The sequence below is a fragment of the Bacillus cereus group sp. BfR-BA-01309 genome, assembly GCF_022664315.1.
GTDB lineage: Bacteria > Bacillota > Bacilli > Bacillales > Bacillaceae_G > Bacillus_A > Bacillus_A mobilis.
The window spans coordinates 101627-119973 of the sequence record NZ_JAKUHE010000002.1; the positions used below are offsets into that span (position 1 = coordinate 101627).

Sequence of the window (18347 nt, forward strand, 5' to 3'; positions counted from 1 at the left end):
AAACGGAATAAAAAAGAGACCTTCTCATCCCAAAAAGGGACGAGAAAGTCTCCCGCGGTACCACCCTAGTAGATCCTATACATATGTATACAATCCTCTTTATATTCTTAACGCGAATATACGCCTACGCTTACTCTATTTGTTCAGCGCGGAACTCCAGGGTGATATTCCCATTATCTCCTTATCCTGAGCTTACACCATCCTCAGTTCGCTATATAAGGTATGAAAAGGTACTTATCCCTATCTTCGTTTTTCTTAATAAATATGTTGTTTAAAATTATATGTAATAATGAGAAAAACGTCAAGCTTACACTGTTTCTTCTTTTTTCAACAGTTCATCTACTTCGTCTTCTAACTCAATTAGTTTATCCCAATCATCGTTGTTTAACATTTCAAGCTGTGTTTCTAGTAACATACGGAAACGAGTGCGGAATACTTTCGCTTGTTTCTTTAGCTCTTCAATATCAAAAGCAACTTTTCTTGATTTTACTAACGCTTCGTTAATAATACGGTCTGCATTCTTTTCAGCTTCACGTACGATTAATTTTGCTTCTTTTTGCGCATTACGTTTTACTTCTTCCGCTGCTTCTTGTGCAACAACGATCGATTTGTTTAACGTATCTTCAATATTAGAGAAATGATCTAACTTTCCTTCTAATTGCGCAACTTTTTCTTCTAAAGCTTTTTTCTCACGAATGACTAATTCATAATCTTTGATAATTTGATCAAGAAACTCATTTACTTGATCTTCATCATAGCCACGGAATCCGCGACCAAATTCTTTGTTATGAATATCTAATGGTGTTAACGGCACAACGCCACCTCCAAGTAATTATCTAAATTTCCTCTTTCAATTATATCTTTTCTTCGACAAAATAGGAGGATTTCCTTCTAAAAAACCAATCATTTTAGTATACCATACAAAATTCTCCATTTGTCGCGCTTTGTTCTACCTTCTACAGAAAACAATTTACTTCGCCCATATCCTCTCACTGAAAAAACATCTCCTGGATAACATTCATAAGAAGTTTGCTCCACTGTTTTCCAGTTCACTTTTACTAAACCATTTTTTATGAAAGGTTGTACTTTTTGTCTGGATATATGTAACATTTCAGCTAACATAACATCTAAACGAAGTGAAGAAACCGTTCCAGATTTCTCTCCCCATGTTTCTTGCATCTGTAGAATTTTTTCTCCTTGCACTGGCGATAAGGAAACTTTCGTTTTCCCTATAGATTGTAAGTTCATCTCAATATAAGATACAACTTCTTTTGCGACTACAATTTGGGCACGATCTTCTTGAAGCAAAATATCACCACACTTTTCTCTCGTTAAACCGAGAGACATAAATGTACCTAATATTTGCCTATGTTCTAGCGTATAAAACTTGGAAGGATAGTCAATTTCCAATACTTCTACTTGAAATTCTTCTTCATTTACTACTAGATAGTCCGGATAAATGAGTGCTCTTTTGCGCTCTGCATGAGACGTTGCACCATCAAACTGTACAGAAACATCCCCTTGTCCTATCACCATAGTGACAATTTGTTGTTGTCTTGGATCAAGGAAGTCTGTTAACTTCACTTGATGGTACTCCGCTACCCGCTTCCACTCTAACACCTTATCCACAAAGACCTCTTCATCTGGTCTGAAATGTTCATAGATGCTCATGTATTTAACCTCTTACTATAAGAAATAGCCGAATATACTTACTAAACCCTTCGTAGCAAGCTTTAATGTAAAAATCGCAACGAGTGGAGAGATATCAATCATACCAAGCGGCGGGATAAATCTGCGAAATGGTTCTAAATACGGTTCACAAATACGCGCAAGAATATCTCCAAAAGTTGATTCCTTTGCACCTGGGAACCATGATAGGAGAATGTAAATAATAAGTGCCCACGAGTAAATCTCGATAGCAGTAATTAAAACGTTTAAAACTGTTACCATGGCGTATTACCACCTCTTTATATTTGTGTCTTCTTCTTCACCGAATAACTCTGAAATTGCACCAACAATATCTACATTTTCAGGGGTACACATAAATGTTTTCGGTCCTATTTTTTGAATGTCCCCGCCTATAGCGTATACAGTACCACTTAAAAAGTCAACGATACGTACAGCTTGATCAGTAGACATTCGTTGTAAATTAATTACAACAGCTCGTCTACCTTTTAAATGGTCCGCAATCCCTTGCGCTTCTGAATATGTGCGTGGTTCTAATAAAACAACTTTTGAAGATTGCTTTGCCGTTTCAATGCTCACAACATTTTGTTTCGGTTGCGCTTTTGGAAACGTAACATCTTGTTGTTCTGGCGGATCTTGCTGCTTCTTCATGTCTGTTTGCTCCTTTTCATAACTATATTGAGCTGCTTCTTTTTCTTCCGGTGTATCAAAAAAGAAGTATTTTACTTTTGACCAACTCATAATAAGATTCTCCTTCCTTTTACGCTTTTCCTACTAAAATCGTCCCCAAACGAATATATGTAGCACCTTCTTCAATTGCAATCGTGTAATCATTGGACATTCCCATTGATAACTCTCTGCATGGCGCATGTAATAATTCTAGCTCCTGCACCTCTGTTTGTAGCTTACGTAACTCCTTAAAACAGCGTCTGATTTCTTCCTCTTCTTCTGTAAACGGAGCCATTGTCATTAGTCCAACCACTTCAATCTTATCCAGTTCTTGCAAACTTTGAATAAAAGAAATAGTTTCTTCTATTGCCAATCCTTGCTTTGATTCTTCAGATGATGTTTTCACTTGAATAAAACATTTCACTTTTTTATCAGCACGTTTTTGAATTTCTTTTGCAAGTGAAAGACGATCTAACGAATGTAAATAATCAATTTCATTAATGATTTCTTTTACTTTTCTCGTTTGTAATGATCCAATAAAATGCCAATTCACTTTTGAACCGAAATGTTCGTACTTCTGTAAGAAACCTTCATTTCTATTTTCACCTAAATCAATAATTCCAGCTTCAATTACTTCGTTTGTCTTTTCAATTCCTACCGTTTTTGTAACTGCAACGAGTTTAATATCTTGCAACGAACGTCCTGCTCGTGCGCAAGATTGTTTAATTGCTTCGTTTACAGTTGTTAAATTTTTTTGTACTGTCACTTGCTTTCTTCCTCCTTAAAACCTATGAAACTCAACATTCTCCCTGTCTTACCTTGATCACGGCGATGAGAGAAAAATAGTTGCTCTTCACAGCTTGTACAAAGAGATGACATTACAATATTCTCTTCTTTTATGCCTGCTTGTACACATAATATACGATTAATTTCTTTTAAATTAATTGCGTACTGCCCATCAGAAATTTTTTTATAAGGGACAGAACCATTTACTACTTGCTCTGCTGCTGTTAACACTCTATCATCAACAACGTAACAACAAGATCCAATTGCTGGTCCAATTGCAACATGAATTTCATCACTTGAAATCCCTTCTGCATTCCATTTTTGAATCATTTCCTTTGCAATCTCTTTTACAGTCCCTTTCCATCCAGCATGCGCAAGTCCTATCATACCATGTGATGGCGCATAAAAATAGAGTGGAACACAATCCGCGTAACATGATGTTAAAAGAACATCATTATCAGTCGTATAAATGCCATCTGTTTTTGAAATACCGTCTTCATATGAATAGACGCCACTTCCTTTTTCCTGTTGTCCTACTTTTTCAACATGATGATCATGAACTTGTTCAGAGCAAATCCAGTTTTCTAATGGTTTTTGTAACTTATTTGCTAAAATACGTCTGTTTTCATGAACGTTCTCCACGATATCATTCACATGTAATCCTAAATTCATCGCATGAAAGGAGCCCGTACTTATCCCATCATCTTTTGTCGTAAATCCAGCAGTAATGTTTCCAAGTTCTTTCCACGCTTGTAAATACAGTATACCGTCCACATATTTAAATGGTTCTCTCATAACAAAGCGACCCCTTTTTAATTAAAATAACATAAAAAAGCATGGTACTTCCTGTCTATTTTACCATACTTTTATTTTTTCATAATCCCAACAGAAAAAAAAGAGGAATTTGTAATATTCTTTATGAAATTGTCGGTGTTTGTATTGATTCTGTTACAGAATTAACCGGATTTACTCTAACAAGTATGACATCTTCCCCAATTTTCACAATTTCCTTCCAAGGAATTACAATTTCTACATCTTTCCCAAAAATCCCTAACATGCGTGCCTGTTTGGAAATAATAATAGACCCGATCTTCCCTGTGTTTATATCGATTTCGATATCTCCAATATTTCCAAGCCTTTTTCCATCTGAAACATTTATTATCTCTTTCATCTGCAACTCCGAAATTCTTATCACTTTCATCCTCTCCCTTATATATGACGAATTGAAAAAACACCGTTTCTCAAATTTACAGGAAGCACCTCTACTAACCCCATATGATTTTCATTATATGAACACAACTTCCCTACTATGAGCGAAGACAAACTATATTACATATAAAAAGGTTTCACCATAAATGGTGAAACCTTATCCTTGAATCGTCTTATTCATTTGTTTAATAGCCGATTTCTCTAAACGTGACACTTGCGCTTGAGAAATCCCAATTTCTTCTGCGACTTCCATTTGTGTTTTTCCTTGGAAGAAACGTTTTCGAATAATCATTTTCTCACGATCATTTAAGCGCTTCATTCCTTCTTTCAACGCTAACTCTTCAACCCACTGCTCGTCCTTTTGTTTTTCATCACTTAACTGATCCATAACAAAAATAGGATCTCCCCCATCGTTATAAATCGGCTCAAATAATGAAACCGGATCTTGAATCGCATCTAAAGCAAAAACAATTTCTTCATGAGTCACTTCAAGCACTTTTGCAATATCCATTGCTGTTGGTTCTTTTGAATTTTCTGCAATCAATTTCTCTCTTACTTGTAACGCTTTATACGCAATATCTCGTAATGATCGAGATACGCGAATCGGATTGTTATCACGCAAATATCTGCGTATTTCCCCAATAATCATCGGCACAGCATACGTTGAAAATTTTACATTTTGGCCTAAATCAAAATTATCAATGGATTTCATAAGTCCGATACAACCAACTTGAAATAAATCGTCAACATATTCTCCTCTGTTATTAAATCTTTGGATGACGCTCAGTACAAGACGTAAGTTTCCATTCACTAATTTCTCTCTTGCGCTTATCTCTCCACTTTGCATTTCACGAAATAATTTACGCATTTCATCATTTTTTAGTACGGGAAGTTTAGCTGTATCAACACCGCAAATTTCTACTTTGTTTCTCGTCAAAGTGTTCCCTCCTATCGGGAGTTGCTGTACAGTGTAAAGTATTTCCTTTGGAGGGGATTTTATGCATGCGGTTTTCTCTTCATTTTTCATTATCGTTGTCTCTTCTCATACAACGACAGAGAATAAGACCAACCTAGATAACGGCTGGTCTTATTCTTTACACCATTTTATTAAATTCTTTTCGTAATCTTTTTATGATTCTTTTTTCTAAACGCGAAATGTATGACTGTGAAATCCCAAGCATATCTGCCACATCTTTTTGCGTCTTTTCCTCTTCGCCAGCAAGCCCAAACCGGAGTTCCATAATTTGTTTTTCACGATCATTTAATTGATGCAATGCTTTCATTAGAAGATGACGATCTACAGTAGCTTCTAAATCTTTTGTAATAATATCATCGTCTGTACCTAATACATCCGATAATAAAAGTTCATTCCCGTCCCAATCGATGTTAAGCGGTTCATCAAAAGAAACTTCTGATCGGTTTTTATTATTTCGGCGCAAATGCATTAAAATTTCATTTTCTATACAACGTGAGGCATACGTTGCTAATTTTATTTTCTTTTCTGGATTAAATGTATTAACCGCTTTAATAAGGCCGATTGTTCCAATACTAATCAAATCTTCAATATTTATCCCTGTATTTTCAAACTTTCTTGCTATATATACAACTAGCCGTAAGTTTCGTTCAATCAGTAACGACCTTGCTGCCTGATCTCCTTTTGGCAATTTATTCAAAAGAACTTCCTCTTCTTCTTTCGTTAACGGTGGTGGCAACGCTTCACTTCCACCAATATAATAAATTTCATCGGTCTTAATTCCTAATTTCAACAATACTTTATACCAAAGGTATACTAAATAAAATTTTAATTTCATCATATTATCCCGCCTCCCATTATTAAGCAATTACTACTTTTTGCGAAATTAACATTTTCGGATGCACAATACATTGATACTCTCCATTGGTTGACAACTGTTGTGTATTTAATCCAATCAATACTTTGCTGACTACAATAGAACTACCTTCATAATCAATTTGCACACTGTCTGGCTTAACGGCCCATAAAAATTGACTCTCTACTCCTACTGCTCGGAAAGGAATTAATCGTAATTTTGTCGCCCACCCAGAATCATTCTCTGGTATTTGAGGAATCTCTGTTTTGGAATAAATTTGTTCTGTTAACCACGCTGGCAAGCAATGTTCTAATGATGAAATATGCATAATCATAACGGGTGTTTTTGTTAACGGGTCGTAAAGTTGGTTCCCACTATCAATTAAACCTGCAAGTTCTAGTTCCTCTTCAGCTAATTGAATTTTCAATTTCACAATTTGATCATAGTGTATTTTTGTAACCTCTACGCTTTCAATACGCTTTTTAGAAAAATAATAAATTACTGGAAAACCAAAAACGACAAACAACCAGCTAATTGGATCACCATAAGAAATGGATTGAGATTGAACCAATCCATTTACCATTTCATTCGTTTGCAAAAAGAAATGAGTGCCAATTAACCCTCCGCCAACCATAAAGGTTACAAAGTAAAAAGTAAAAACAGTTTGTGCATAATTTCTAAACGTTGTAAACCCAAATGCTGTATACACAATTAGTAACGAGTACAGTAGTTTCATAATTGGATGTGTCATCATAGAAGCAAAAGGAGTAAAGGCAAAAATAACAATGGTTGAACCTATAAATGCCCCTAACACAAGCCTCCATCTTTTGATCTTCTTTTTTAACACGGTAGCTGTTAATAAAAGTAAAAGAAAATCAATGCAGGCGTTTAGCAACCAAACAACGTCGGCGTAAACAACCAAACAATTCACCTCTTTTTTTGAGTTGAGACTAGTATAATGCATATCCAATAGGAAAGTGTGTCAATTTGCGGAGGTGTTTTTTTGTTATTTTGTGCTTTCTAGACAGAATCTGTCGGTAAAAAATAAAAGTATATGTTTCATAGAATACTATACTTGTTTGCTTTCGCCGAATTTTCAGGTTGGGGGCTTACTGCCCGAAAAACAGCTGGATAAACCGAAATATATAAAATAAAAAAAGACCTGCTTAGCAGATCTTTTCCCTGTATAAAACAAAAAAGGAGCATGAAAGCTCCTTTTCTTTTATCGTCTACGACGGTTACGTAAAAATGCTGGAATATCGATGTCATCTGAATCTGTATGACGCTCATGCACAACCGGCTCTTCACGTTTCATTTCACGCTTAACTTCACGTTGTTTTGAAGGTTGAGCTACTTGCTGTTGCTGTTGTTGCGTGTGATTCGCAGTCGGACGGATAATTGGTTTTGGTGGCTGCGTCGCAGCACTATCATCAAAACCAGTTGCAATTACAGTTACAACGATATCATCTTTTAATCCTTCATTAATAACAGAACCGAAGATCATATTTACTTCTGGATCTGAAGCTGAAGCTACAATGTCTGCCGCTTCTTGTACTTCATATAAGCTTAAGTTAGCTCCACCCGTAATGTTCATGATAACACCTTGAGCTCCATCAATAGATGTTTCTAATAATGGACTAGAAATCGCTTTTTTCGCAGCTTCAGCAGCACGATTTTCTCCATTACCAGAACCAATACCCATTAAAGCAGAACCTCTATTAGACATAATTGTCTTTACGTCTGCGAAGTCTAAGTTAATTAAACCTGGTGTTGCAATTAAATCAGAAATACCTTGAACACCTTGACGTAATACGTTATCTGCTTCACGGAATGCTTCTAACATCGGCGTATTTTTATCAACAATCTCTAATAAGCGATCATTTGGAATTACAATAAGTGTATCTACATTTTCTTTAAATGCTGCAATACCAGATGCTGCTTGTGTTGCACGCTTGCGTCCTTCAAATGTAAATGGACGTGTTACAACACCAACTGTTAATGCACCTAATTCTTTTGCAACTTGAGCAACAACTGGAGCTGCACCAGTTCCAGTTCCGCCGCCCATACCAGCAGTTACGAAGACCATATCTGCACCACGAAGTGCTTCTTGGATCTGTTCTTTACTTTCTTCTGCAGCTTTTTTCCCTACTTCAGGGTTTGCACCTGCACCAAGTCCACGTGTTAATTTTCCACCAATTTGCATTTTTGTTTCAGCTTTTGATAGATTTAATGCTTGTGCATCAGTGTTCACAGCGATAAAGTCTACACCTTGTACACCGTGTTCAATCATACGGTTTACAGCATTGTTTCCGCCACCGCCGACACCGATAACTTTTATATTCGCTAATTGATCTTGAGTAGTATCAAACTCTAACATGTCGAAATCCCCCTAGAACCTCATTTTTCGTGTCCAATTTTAATCCCATAAATAACGGAATACACGTTTTACTTTTGACATCATACGGTCATCATTTTGATTATTATTGTTTTGATTACGAGTTTTTTGTTTCGCAGGTTGCTGTTGTACCGGCGTTGGTGCTGGTGCTGGTACTGGTTCAAAATGTTCTTGCTTTTCCTGCACATTTTTCCCACGTAATTTAGCTTTTTGATAAGAATGTTTAATTAATCCTACTCCGCTTGTATATTGAGGCTCACGCACACCAATATAATCAGGAGTCGCTATACGAACATTTTCATGTAAAATATCATATGCAAGATCAAGAACACCAGGCATAGAAGCAATTCCACCAGTTAGTACATAACCAGAAGCTACTTGCTTTACTCCTAACTTACGCACTTCATCTTGAACAAACATTAAAATTTCCTCTACACGAGCCTCTATTATATCCGATAATTCCAACTGAGAATATTGTTCTGTTTGATCGCTTCCCATAATAGGAACCGTAAACATCTCTTCTTCAGATGCTGTATCATAAAAAGCATGTCCATATTTCAACTTAATTTGATCTGCATTTTCTGTTGAAGTTTTCAACCCAATCGCAATATCCTTTGTTATATGGTCTCCACCTAACGGTAATACGCTCGTCGCTTGTAACTCTCCATCTTTAAAAATAGATAAAGTTGTAGATCCTCCCCCCATATCAACAAGGGCTACTCCTCTATGTTTTTCATCTGAAGATATAGCAACTGTTGCAGCCGCTAAAGGTTGAAGACAAATATCAACTATTTCAAGACCTGCTTTTTCTACACAACGAAGTAGGTTATGTAGTAAAGTTCTCGAGCCTGTTATAAGTGTACCTTCCATTTCTAATCTTACACCGATCATCCCGCGTGGATCGTTAATCTCGTCAAGACCGTCTACAATGAACTGTCGAGGTACCACATCAATAAACTCACGTTCTGGAGCAATTGACACAACTTGTGCTGCATCTAGAACGCGTAAGACATCTTCATTCCCGATTTCACGATCTTCATTTGAAACAGCGACTACTCCGTGACAAGGAAGTAGCTGTACCTGGTTTGCATTGACACCTACTACAACTTGCTCAATGTGGATACCCACCATGCGCTCAGCTTGTTCAATTGCTTTTTTAATTGATCGAACAGTCTCGTCTATATCAACTATCGATCCCTTCTTTAAACCATTTGATTTTACATTTCCAACACCAATAATGTTTAAGCTGTCATTAACCATTTCACCAATGATGACTTTAACATTGGATGTACCGATGTCAAGACTAACATATATTTCATTGCTGTTCATTCTTTGGCACCTCCTTCTTTATTTATACCATACAACTCAATATATGGAACAACAATCGCAACTTTACTATTTATAAGAAAAATATTCAACGTCTTTATACGTTTCCCTTTTTTAACCCTATATTTTTCTTATTTTTATTTAACATTCATTTAAGAATATCGCAGTAAACTGTGAATAACTGCTTATCTTGAAATAATTCTATTTCAAGTGTAAAGATTACCGCCAAGTATAAGTCTACACTAAGATGTACTCATAGAAAAGTGAAACTTGTACCAATCCTAGTATGAATCTAAGAATTTTTACATCTTTTTCATCAAATGAACCATTCTTGTAAATTCAGATGCATCAAGCAGAACGTTCGTTTCGTTTTTTCTACCATGACGTAGTGAAAACTATCTTTCTATTCTTTCTTTTCTTCCGCTCCTAATTCTTTCGTATATGCCCCTACTTCTAAGTCAATTAACACCTTTTTACCCGGCTCAATTGTTTTTAGGATAAGCGGATAAGCTTCCATACGCTTTGCGAAATTTTGAATCGTAGTGCTCACTTCGTATCCTTCGTTCATATATAAAGTAAGATGATCTTCATTCGCATTCGTCGGTGAATAACGAATCTCAGAAATAGATCTTAAAATAGTTGGTGTTAATTTTTCAAGCTCAGCAATTAACTCCTTCATTTTCTCCTCTTTAAAAGGTTCAAAAATTGGCGCTGCAACAGGGAGTTTTCCGTTCGGAAGTACATCGAGTGTTTTCCCGTTCTCTAATAACGGTTGTAATTTCCCATCTTTGTTTATATAACCAATCGTTAAATATTCTTCAATATGAACATCAATTTTATTTGGAAAACGTTTTTTTACATTTACCGATTTAATTTCTTTTCGTTTCGTTAGGTTTTCTTCGGCTTTATGTGCTGTCACTCGGAAATAACTTGTATCATACGTCACACCTGATTCCTTCATCACTTGTTCATCTGTCATATAATGATTTCCAAACACACTTATCTTTTTGATATTGCTTAGTGGAGACCGAAAGTAAATTAAAAAGAGCACTAATAAAAATAAAATTGATATGTATAAAATCAACCGATGATTAACATTTTTCTTGTTTTTCTTCTGTTGATTTTTTAACTTTGGTACACGATCCTGTAGTTTAATCACTTTACTATTTTTCATGTACGATCCCCCTACGTAACATAAAGAACGGCATGTTCCTCATGCCGTTCTTATCTTCTTATTATAACATAAATGATAATGAGCGGAACGAATAACCGTTATCTTCCAATGATTTCTACTTCTGTATGCATTTCTACGCCAAATTTATCCTTGATTGTTTGTTTTATGAATCCAATTAAAGATAAGACATCTTGCGCACTGGCTCCCCCAGTATTAATAATAAAATTTCCATGCATTTCAGAAATTTGAGCTCCACCTATTTGATAACCACGAAGCCCCGCCTTTTCTATTAAGTTTCCTGCAAAGTATGGGATTGGGTTCCGAAATATACTTCCTGCACAAGGATGATTCCACGGCTGTGTTTCACGGCGGTAGTCTTTATTCTTTTGCATGACGCTTACGATTCCTTCACGCTCTCCTACCTGCAATTGAAACTCGGCTTCCAAAACAATACCAGGACGTTTCGTTTGCAATACAGAAGTACGATAGGAAAACTCCATTTCTTCATGCGTTAACCAATCAATTGTTCCGTTTTCAAACAAAATAAGAGCTTTTGATAATATGTTTGATATATCCGATTGATGTGCTCCTGCATTCATATACACTGCACCACCAACACTTCCTGGAATACCACTGGCAAATTCCAGACCGGATAACCCTTGACGACTAAGTAAAGTTGATAATTTAATAAGGGGATACCCACCACCAACTCTTACTCTATGTTTTTCGACTTCTAAGTGGTCTAATCCTTCTCCTAAACGAATAACGACACCTTCTATACCTAGATCAGATACAAGAAGGTTCGAACCGCGACCAATTACAGTCCACTTTGTTTTATATTTTTTTACTAACTGCAACGTTTTTTCAATACCGGCAACATGCTTTGGCACAATTAAAATATCAGCTGGTCCACCTATTTTCATAGTGGTATAACGCGCTAACGCTTCATTCACTAACACGCGACCAACGTTTGCTTCTATAAGCTCATTTACTAATTGCTCCATAAACAATCTCCCCCATACTAATTATCCTTATTACAGTAGTATGCAGGGCGTTCACCTAACGTTATTTTTTTACAAGCTTATTCATTACTTCATACAGCTTATTTGCTGCATCTGGAATACCTAATTGTGCAGCAGCCAGCTTCATATTTTGTAATGTTTGGGCATCTAATAAAATTTCATCAATATCACGAATAAGCGTTTCTGCTGTTAAATCTTTTTCAAGTAACATTTTTGCTGCTCCTTTATCGACAACAGAACGCGCATTTTTTTCCTGATGGTTATTTGTTACGTAAGGACTCGGAATTAACACACTTGGCTTACCTAGCGCTGTTAATTCTGCAAGTGTTGTTGCCCCCGCTCTTGAAACAACAAGATCTACACCTGTAAGTACCTCTGGCATATTATGAATGAAAGGTTTAATAATAACATTATTCGGATTCCCTTTTTGCTTCACAGCTTCCATCACTTTGTCATAATGAACTTCACCGGTTACATACAATATTTCGTAACTTTTATTTCCAAACTGTTCAATTGCCTCTACGAAAGCATCGTTAATTGGTCTAGCCCCACGGCTTCCACCAAAAATAAGTACGGACTTTTTAGGAAGAGATAAACCTACTGAACGTTTTCCTTTCATTCCATTCTGATCCATTACTTCTGATGCTCGTGGATTTCCTGTCATTACCACTTTTGACTGTGGAAAATGTTCTGCAGCCGCTTCAAAACAAACTGCAACTTTATCAACATAGCGGCTTAAAAATTTATTCGTTACACCAGGTACACTATTTTGTTCATGTACAATAGTTGGAATACCTAATTTTGCCGCAGCATATACAACTGGTCCACATACATATCCACCCGTTCCAATCACAATATCCGGATTAAAACGACGAATATATCGTTTACTATCTTGTACACCCTTTAGGAAACGCATCACCGTTTTCACATTATCTAACGATATTTTACGCTTAAATCCACTTATAACAATAGATTGAAACGGTATTCCTGCTTTTGGAACGATTGTGCTCTCTAATCCACTCTCCGTACCAATATATAAAAACCTTGCTTCCGGATTTAATTTTTTTATTTCTCTTATTAAAGCAAGAGCCGGATAAATATGACCTCCAGTGCCCCCACCACTTACTAATACACGCACTACTAACTCCTCCGCTTCTCTTTTCTGATTTCAGTCGTATTTATTTCTATATACATCATGTTTCTTCGCGCACATACGAAAAACCCTGTCTTATAAAACAGGGTTTAGTAGCGAGAATGGCGACTTATATTTAATAATACACCTACTGCCATTAACATTAATGTCAAACTTGATCCACCATAACTTAAAAACGGCAAAGTAATACCCGTAACAGGCATCAATCCTGTTACAACACCAACATTAATCATTACTTGAATCGCAATCATCGCCACAATACCTACTGCTAAAAACGTACCATATAAATCTGGCGCTCCTAAAGCTATACGAATCCCACGCCATAATAACAGACTAAATAATAATAACACAAATGAACCACCAATAAAACCTAATTCCTCAGATAAGATTGCAAATATAAAGTCTGTTTGTGGTTCAGGTAAATAAAGAAACTTTTGTCTACTTTGTCCAAGTCCGAGCCCGAATAATCCACCAGGTCCAATTGCGAGTAACGATTGAATAATTTGAAATCCACTTCCAAGCGGATCTGACCACGGATCTAAATATGATGTAATACGTTTCATCCGATACGGTGCTGATGCAATTAGCCCTACAAATCCTGCTACACCAAGCAAACCAAACATTGCAAAGTGAAAGACCCTTGCTCCCGAGACAAATATCATGATGATACATGTCCCAACCATTACCGTTCCTGTCCCAAGATCTGGCTGTAACATAATCATTCCAAAAGCAAGAAATACAAAACCTAGTGCTGGTAGTAAGCCACGTTTAAAAGAGGTAATTAATTTTTGTCGCTCCGCTAAAAATTTCGCTAAAAAAATAATCATCGCGAACTTCATAAATTCTGACGGTTGAATGGAAAATGCCCCGATTCCAATCCAGCTTCGCGCTCCTCCTCGAACGAGTCCTACTCCAGGAATAAGAACAAGAATAAGAAGAATGAAGCAAACTAGCAAAATTACTTTTGAATACGTACGCCACACCCAATAATCAATTTTCATAATAAAAAACATAGCCACTACACCTAGACTTGCAAATAGCAATTGCCTTTTTGCAAAAAAGAATGAGTCCCCCATTTTATAAGAGGCCCAAACCGCACTCGCACTATACACCATAATCATTCCGATTGTTAACAACGCAAGTGTAACGATGATGAGAATAAAATCAGGCGTTTTCTTCATTACCCATAAACACCACCTCTTTAGGCAGAAACTTTTGCCTATGTAACAAAACATCAGTAGGTGTTAGCCTACTGATGTTTTGATTTACTTTATATAAGTTTATGCACAGCTTGTATAAAAATGTCTCCTCTTTCTTCAAATGTTTTAAATTGATCCCAGCTTGCACATGCTGGAGAAAGAAGGATTACATCGCCATCTGTAGAATGAGCATAAGCTTTCACTACAGCTTCATCTAAAGTATCGACACTTTCAATTGTATCTAATCCCGCTTTTTCTGCAGCTCTTACTAATTTTGGAGCTGTTTGTCCAAATGTCACAATTGCTTTTACATTTTTGAAATACGGAATTAAATCATCGAATTCATTTCCACGATCAAGCCCACCTGCTAATAACACAATCGGTTGTGTAAACGCAGATAAAGCTTTCTCAGTCGCTAACATGTTCGTAGCTTTTGAGTCATTATAAACCTTACGATTGTTAATAGTTGTTACATATTCTAAACGATGTTTTACACCTGTAAAACGTTTTAACACCGCCGTAATCGCTTCATTAGAAACACCCAATAATTTTGCGATACTCATCGCTGCTAAAATATTTTCTAAATTATGTTGACCAGGTAAAACGATATCGCCTACTTCAACAACTTTTTCACCTTTAAAATAAAGAGCATTCTCTTTTATACACGCACCATCTTCAATTTCTTTCGTTGTCGAGAATAGTACTTTTTGCCCTTTACTATAAGCAGATAAAGCCATCACATCTGCATCATCTGCATTTATTACACTATAATCATTTTCTGTTTGGTTTTTAAAAATATTTGCTTTTGCTAAACCATATTCCTTCTTCGTCCCGTGATAATCTAAGTGGGCCTCAAATAAATTTAAAAACGCAGCAATTTTAGGTTGGAACAATTCTACTCCCATCAATTGGAAAGATGAAAGTTCTGTAACTACAACTTCATTTTCTTTTGCATCCTGTGCTACTTCACACGCTACAGTTCCAATGTTCCCTGCAATTACAGGATGCTTTTGTCCTTCTTTTAGCATTTCAAATGTAAGCATTGTCGTCGTCGTTTTACCGTTAGACCCCGTAATCCCAACAAATGGAGCTTCTGAAATACGATATGCAAATTCCACTTCCGTAACAATCGGAATTTGCTTTTCTTTCGCAGCTACTAATATTGGATTAGAATACGGGATTCCTGGATTTTTTACTACAAGAGAAATATTTCTCTCTAACAATTCTAAAGGATGACCTCCGCATACAACGTCCATTCCTTTTGCTTGTAATTCTGCCGCAAGTACATTATCCGCTAAAGGCTTTCCGTCATTTACAATAACATTTGCCCCTAATTTTTGTAACAGCGTAGCTGCTGCATAACCACTTTTTGCAATGCCTAATACAAGAATATTTTTATTTTGAAATTCAGTTACAGTTTTCAATTACATCCACACCCCGATATAAATTCCTAACACAGCTAATAAAAATCCTACAGACCAAAACGTCACAACTACACGCCACTCTGACCAACCACATAATTCATAATGATGGTGTAATGGACTCATTTTAAAGACACGTTTTCCTGTTGTTTTAAAAGAAATGACCTGAATAATAACAGATAAAGTTTCCATTACGAATACTCCACCAATGATTACAAGTAGTAATTCTTGTTTTAATAAAATCGCTACAGCTGCAATGGCTCCACCTAAAGCTAAAGAACCTGTATCTCCCATAAACACTTTTGCTGGATTTGCATTGAATACTAAAAATCCAAGTACAGCTCCTACAACTGCCATACAGAATATCGCTACTCCAAATTGCTCTTGTGCGACTGCAATAATACTAAACGCTCCAAATGCAATAGCAGCTGTTCCTGATAATAAACCATCTAAACCGTCAGTTAAGTTAACTGCATTTGATCCACCAATAAGCATAAATAATACAAGTACAAAATACGCCCAACCTAGTTCAAACTTAACGTATGTTCCCGGAATCATGATGTATGTGTGGAACGCTTGCCCTTTTCCAATTAAAAAGAACGCAATAGCAATAACAAGCTGACCTACTAATTTTTGTTTTGATGTTAAACCAAGATTTCTCTTCTTAACTACCTTTATGTAGTCATCTAAAAATCCAATTAATCCGTAGCCAAATGTCACTAATAATAATAACGAAACCTCTGCACCTAAATGATTAAATTTAATTGCCATAATAAGTGAAGTTACCATCATAGATACATATATGACAATACCACCCATTGTCGGTGTCCCTGATTTTTTTTGATGTGACTTTGGTCCCTCATCACGAATACTCTGTCCGAACTTTAATTTCCTTAAAAATGGAATAAACAATGGCGAAAGGGCAACAGAAATTAAGAATGCTACCCCAGCCGTTACTAATAAACCTTGCTCAAGCACATGTAGTCCTCCTCTCACGTTGTTACTCTTCGTTGTTTAAACGCTCTGTAATTGCTTCTTTAGCGACTTCACGATCGTCAAAATGATGAACGTCTTTACCAATAATTTGATACGTTTCATGACCCTTACCAGCAATAATGATGATATCTTCAGCTTTCGCGTTAGCAATTGCATGGTATATCGCTTCTTTTCTATCAATAATTACTTCATAATTATTCCCATTTGCACCCTGCACCATATCATCTAAAATAGCCCCCGGCTCTTCACTTCTTGGGTTATCTGAAGTGTAAATTGCATGAGTTGCATATTTTGTTGCAACACTTGCCATGATTGGTCTTTTTGTTCGATCTCTATCTCCGCCACAACCGACGATACAATATACATCGCCTTTTGCAAACTGTTTTGCTGTTTTTAATACATTCTCTAAGCTATCTGGTGTATGTGCATAATCAACAATAACTGTATAATTTTGTCCACCATCAACTACTTCAAAACGTCCCGGAACTCCAGCTAGTTGCTTTATTACATCAATAACCGTTTCTAAACTTACACCAGAAACAAGTCCTGCCGCTGTTGCCGCTAATACGTTATATACATTAAATTTCCCAATCAATTTCATCGTAACATTTACACTTTCATACGGTGTGACAAGCGTAAATGTAGTTCCACCACTCGTCATAACGATATCTTTGGCCATAATATCACTTGTTGTATCAATTCCATACGTTACAACAGTCGCCGCAGTACTTCTCATATATTCCGGAGTTACAGCATCATCGTTATTCAGTACCGCGTACTTTTCACGATTATGATTATAACTATTGCCAAGTTGTGCAAATAGCAACCCTTTTGCATGTTTATATTCTTCCATCGTTTTATGATAGTCTAAATGATCTTGTGTTAAATTTGTAAACACTGCTACATCGTAATCACATCCGTGTACACGACCAAGATCTAAAGCATGTGACGAAACTTCCATTACTGTACTATCTACACCGTGCTCAACCATTTTTGAAAATGTCTGTTGAAGTGTTAGTGCATCTGGTGTTGTATTTTTCACCTCAAATGTTTCATCACCGATTTTCATATTAATTGTTCCAATTAACCCCGTTTTATGACCATGTGCGCGCATAATCTCATCCATAATATGCGATGTTGTTGTCTTTCCATTTGTACCTGTAATTCCGATTAAATGTAACTTGTGTGTTGGTTGACCATAAAAATAATCAGCTAAAATCGCTAACGAACGAAAAGTGTTTTTCACAAGTACAACTGGAACGTCAACATCAATTGGTCTTTCCGCAACAATAGCAGCCGCTCCTTGTGCCGCTGCTTGCTTAGCAAAATCATGGCTATCAACCGTATATCCTTTCATACATATAAATAAGCTTCCCTCTTTCACTTTACGTGAATCAGCTTCTATAGATGTGATTTCTGGATTTTCTTTTGGAACAACTGGAAAATCATGCAAACATGATACAAGTGTATGCAACTTCATTT

At 36.3% G+C, this 18347-nt stretch carries 19 protein-coding genes and 1 other annotated feature; all 19 genes read right to left on the bottom strand.

The annotated features are described in order from the left end of the window. Nucleotides 1–32: 32 nt before the first annotated feature. Nucleotides 33–256 (bottom strand) — a binding site (T-box leader). Between the two features lie 51 nt (nt 257–307). The 19 genes from divIVA to murE all read right to left on the bottom strand — a co-directional run bounded on the left by divIVA (nt 308) and on the right by murE (nt 18345). Continuing rightward, the gene (divIVA, locus tag MR115_RS04015; protein WP_001131611.1) at nt 308–814 is read right to left on the bottom strand and encodes a septum site-determining protein DivIVA; all 507 of its coding nucleotides are present in this window, start codon (nt 812–814) and stop codon (nt 308–310) included. An 89-nt stretch (nt 815–903) separates the two neighbouring features. After that, a complete protein-coding gene (locus MR115_RS04020) occupies nt 904–1671 on the bottom strand; it encodes a YlmH family RNA-binding protein (RefSeq protein WP_242240076.1) in 768 nt (255 codons plus the stop codon). Nucleotides 1672–1686: 15 nt separating this feature from the next. After that, complete coding sequence (locus MR115_RS04025) at nt 1687–1950, bottom strand: YggT family protein (RefSeq protein ID WP_097816876.1); 264 nt, start codon at nt 1948–1950, stop codon at nt 1687–1689. Between the two features lie 6 nt (nt 1951–1956). Further along, the gene (locus tag MR115_RS04030; RefSeq protein ID WP_000119136.1) at nt 1957–2427 is read right to left on the bottom strand and encodes a cell division protein SepF; all 471 of its coding nucleotides are present in this window, start codon (nt 2425–2427) and stop codon (nt 1957–1959) included. Nucleotides 2428–2446: 19 nt separating this feature from the next. Next, on the bottom strand, nt 2447–3121 hold the full coding sequence (locus tag MR115_RS04035) for a YggS family pyridoxal phosphate-dependent enzyme (RefSeq protein ID WP_063260449.1): 675 nt from the start codon (nt 3119–3121) through the stop codon (nt 2447–2449). Further along, nucleotides 3118–3936 (bottom strand): peptidoglycan editing factor PgeF, encoded by an 819-nt coding sequence (pgeF, locus tag MR115_RS04040; protein WP_063260450.1) that lies wholly within the window; start codon nt 3934–3936, stop codon nt 3118–3120. Before pgeF ends, MR115_RS04035 begins: the two co-directional genes overlap by 4 nt. Nucleotides 3937–4057: 121 nt before the next feature. After that, nucleotides 4058–4342, bottom strand: coding sequence for a YlmC/YmxH family sporulation protein (locus MR115_RS04045; RefSeq protein ID WP_033665236.1), 285 nt, complete (start codon nt 4340–4342; stop codon nt 4058–4060). A 165-nt stretch (nt 4343–4507) separates the two neighbouring features. Continuing rightward, nucleotides 4508–5287 carry an RNA polymerase sporulation sigma factor SigG gene (sigG, locus tag MR115_RS04050; RefSeq protein WP_000197753.1) on the bottom strand — a complete coding sequence of 260 codons (780 nt, stop codon included), beginning with the start codon at nt 5285–5287 and terminating at the stop codon, nt 4508–4510. 157 nt (nt 5288–5444) lie between these two features. After that, complete coding sequence (gene sigE / locus MR115_RS04055) at nt 5445–6164, bottom strand: RNA polymerase sporulation sigma factor SigE (protein ID WP_000976947.1); 720 nt, start codon at nt 6162–6164, stop codon at nt 5445–5447. Between the two features lie 19 nt (nt 6165–6183). Next, complete coding sequence (spoIIGA, locus tag MR115_RS04060; RefSeq protein ID WP_061678244.1) at nt 6184–7101, bottom strand: sigma-E processing peptidase SpoIIGA; 918 nt, start codon at nt 7099–7101, stop codon at nt 6184–6186. 300 nt (nt 7102–7401) lie between these two features. After that, nucleotides 7402–8556: a cell division protein FtsZ gene (gene ftsZ, locus MR115_RS04065; RefSeq protein WP_000888981.1), complete on the bottom strand. Its 1155-nt coding sequence runs from the start codon at nt 8554–8556 to the stop codon at nt 7402–7404. 39 nt (nt 8557–8595) lie between these two features. Further along, on the bottom strand, nt 8596–9903 hold the full coding sequence (gene ftsA, locus MR115_RS04070) for a cell division protein FtsA (protein WP_001087544.1): 1308 nt from the start codon (nt 9901–9903) through the stop codon (nt 8596–8598). Nucleotides 9904–10303: 400 nt separating this feature from the next. Then, nucleotides 10304–11074, bottom strand: coding sequence for a cell division protein DivIB (divIB, locus tag MR115_RS04075; protein ID WP_242240078.1), 771 nt, complete (start codon nt 11072–11074; stop codon nt 10304–10306). Nucleotides 11075–11172: 98 nt separating this feature from the next. Beyond that, a complete protein-coding gene (murB, locus tag MR115_RS04080; RefSeq protein WP_242240080.1) occupies nt 11173–12078 on the bottom strand; it encodes a UDP-N-acetylmuramate dehydrogenase in 906 nt (301 codons plus the stop codon). Nucleotides 12079–12139: 61 nt separating this feature from the next. After that, entirely contained in the window at nt 12140–13234 is a 1095-nt protein-coding gene (gene murG / locus MR115_RS04085) for an undecaprenyldiphospho-muramoylpentapeptide beta-N-acetylglucosaminyltransferase (RefSeq protein ID WP_061678246.1), read from the bottom strand. A gap of 104 nt (nt 13235–13338) precedes the next feature. Continuing rightward, the gene (gene spoVE / locus MR115_RS04090) at nt 13339–14430 is read right to left on the bottom strand and encodes a stage V sporulation protein E (RefSeq protein ID WP_000753515.1); all 1092 of its coding nucleotides are present in this window, start codon (nt 14428–14430) and stop codon (nt 13339–13341) included. Nucleotides 14431–14519: 89 nt separating this feature from the next. Beyond that, nucleotides 14520–15872, bottom strand: a complete 1353-nt coding sequence (gene murD / locus MR115_RS04095; protein ID WP_242240082.1) for a UDP-N-acetylmuramoyl-L-alanine--D-glutamate ligase — start codon at nt 15870–15872, stop codon at nt 14520–14522. Then, on the bottom strand, nt 15873–16847 hold the full coding sequence (gene mraY, locus MR115_RS04100; protein ID WP_242240083.1) for a phospho-N-acetylmuramoyl-pentapeptide-transferase: 975 nt from the start codon (nt 16845–16847) through the stop codon (nt 15873–15875). 22 nt (nt 16848–16869) lie between these two features. Further along, nucleotides 16870–18345: a UDP-N-acetylmuramoyl-L-alanyl-D-glutamate--2,6-diaminopimelate ligase gene (gene murE, locus MR115_RS04105; RefSeq protein ID WP_061678248.1), complete on the bottom strand. Its 1476-nt coding sequence runs from the start codon at nt 18343–18345 to the stop codon at nt 16870–16872. Nucleotides 18346–18347 lie beyond the last annotated feature (2 nt).

Coding starts and splice junctions, on each gene's coding strand:
- spoVE (WP_000753515.1), bottom strand. CDS start 14,430: ATGAAGAAAACGCCTGATTTTATTCTCATCATCGTTACACTTGCGTTG.
- murB (WP_242240080.1), bottom strand. CDS start 12,078: ATGGAGCAATTAGTAAATGAGCTTATAGAAGCAAACGTTGGTCGCGTG.
- pgeF (WP_063260450.1), bottom strand. CDS start 3,936: ATGAGAGAACCATTTAAATATGTGGACGGTATACTGTATTTACAAGCG.
- ftsA (WP_001087544.1), bottom strand. CDS start 9,903: ATGAACAGCAATGAAATATATGTTAGTCTTGACATCGGTACATCCAAT.
- ftsZ (WP_000888981.1), bottom strand. CDS start 8,556: ATGTTAGAGTTTGATACTACTCAAGATCAATTAGCGAATATAAAAGTT.
- MR115_RS04020 (WP_242240076.1), bottom strand. CDS start 1,671: ATGAGCATCTATGAACATTTCAGACCAGATGAAGAGGTCTTTGTGGAT.
- divIB (WP_242240078.1), bottom strand. CDS start 11,074: ATGAAAAATAGTAAAGTGATTAAACTACAGGATCGTGTACCAAAGTTA.
- MR115_RS04045 (WP_033665236.1), bottom strand. CDS start 4,342: ATGAAAGTGATAAGAATTTCGGAGTTGCAGATGAAAGAGATAATAAAT.
- sigE (WP_000976947.1), bottom strand. CDS start 6,164: ATGATGAAATTAAAATTTTATTTAGTATACCTTTGGTATAAAGTATTG.
- murE (WP_061678248.1), bottom strand. CDS start 18,345: ATGAAGTTGCATACACTTGTATCATGTTTGCATGATTTTCCAGTTGTT.
- MR115_RS04025 (WP_097816876.1), bottom strand. CDS start 1,950: ATGGTAACAGTTTTAAACGTTTTAATTACTGCTATCGAGATTTACTCG.
- MR115_RS04030 (WP_000119136.1), bottom strand. CDS start 2,427: ATGAGTTGGTCAAAAGTAAAATACTTCTTTTTTGATACACCGGAAGAA.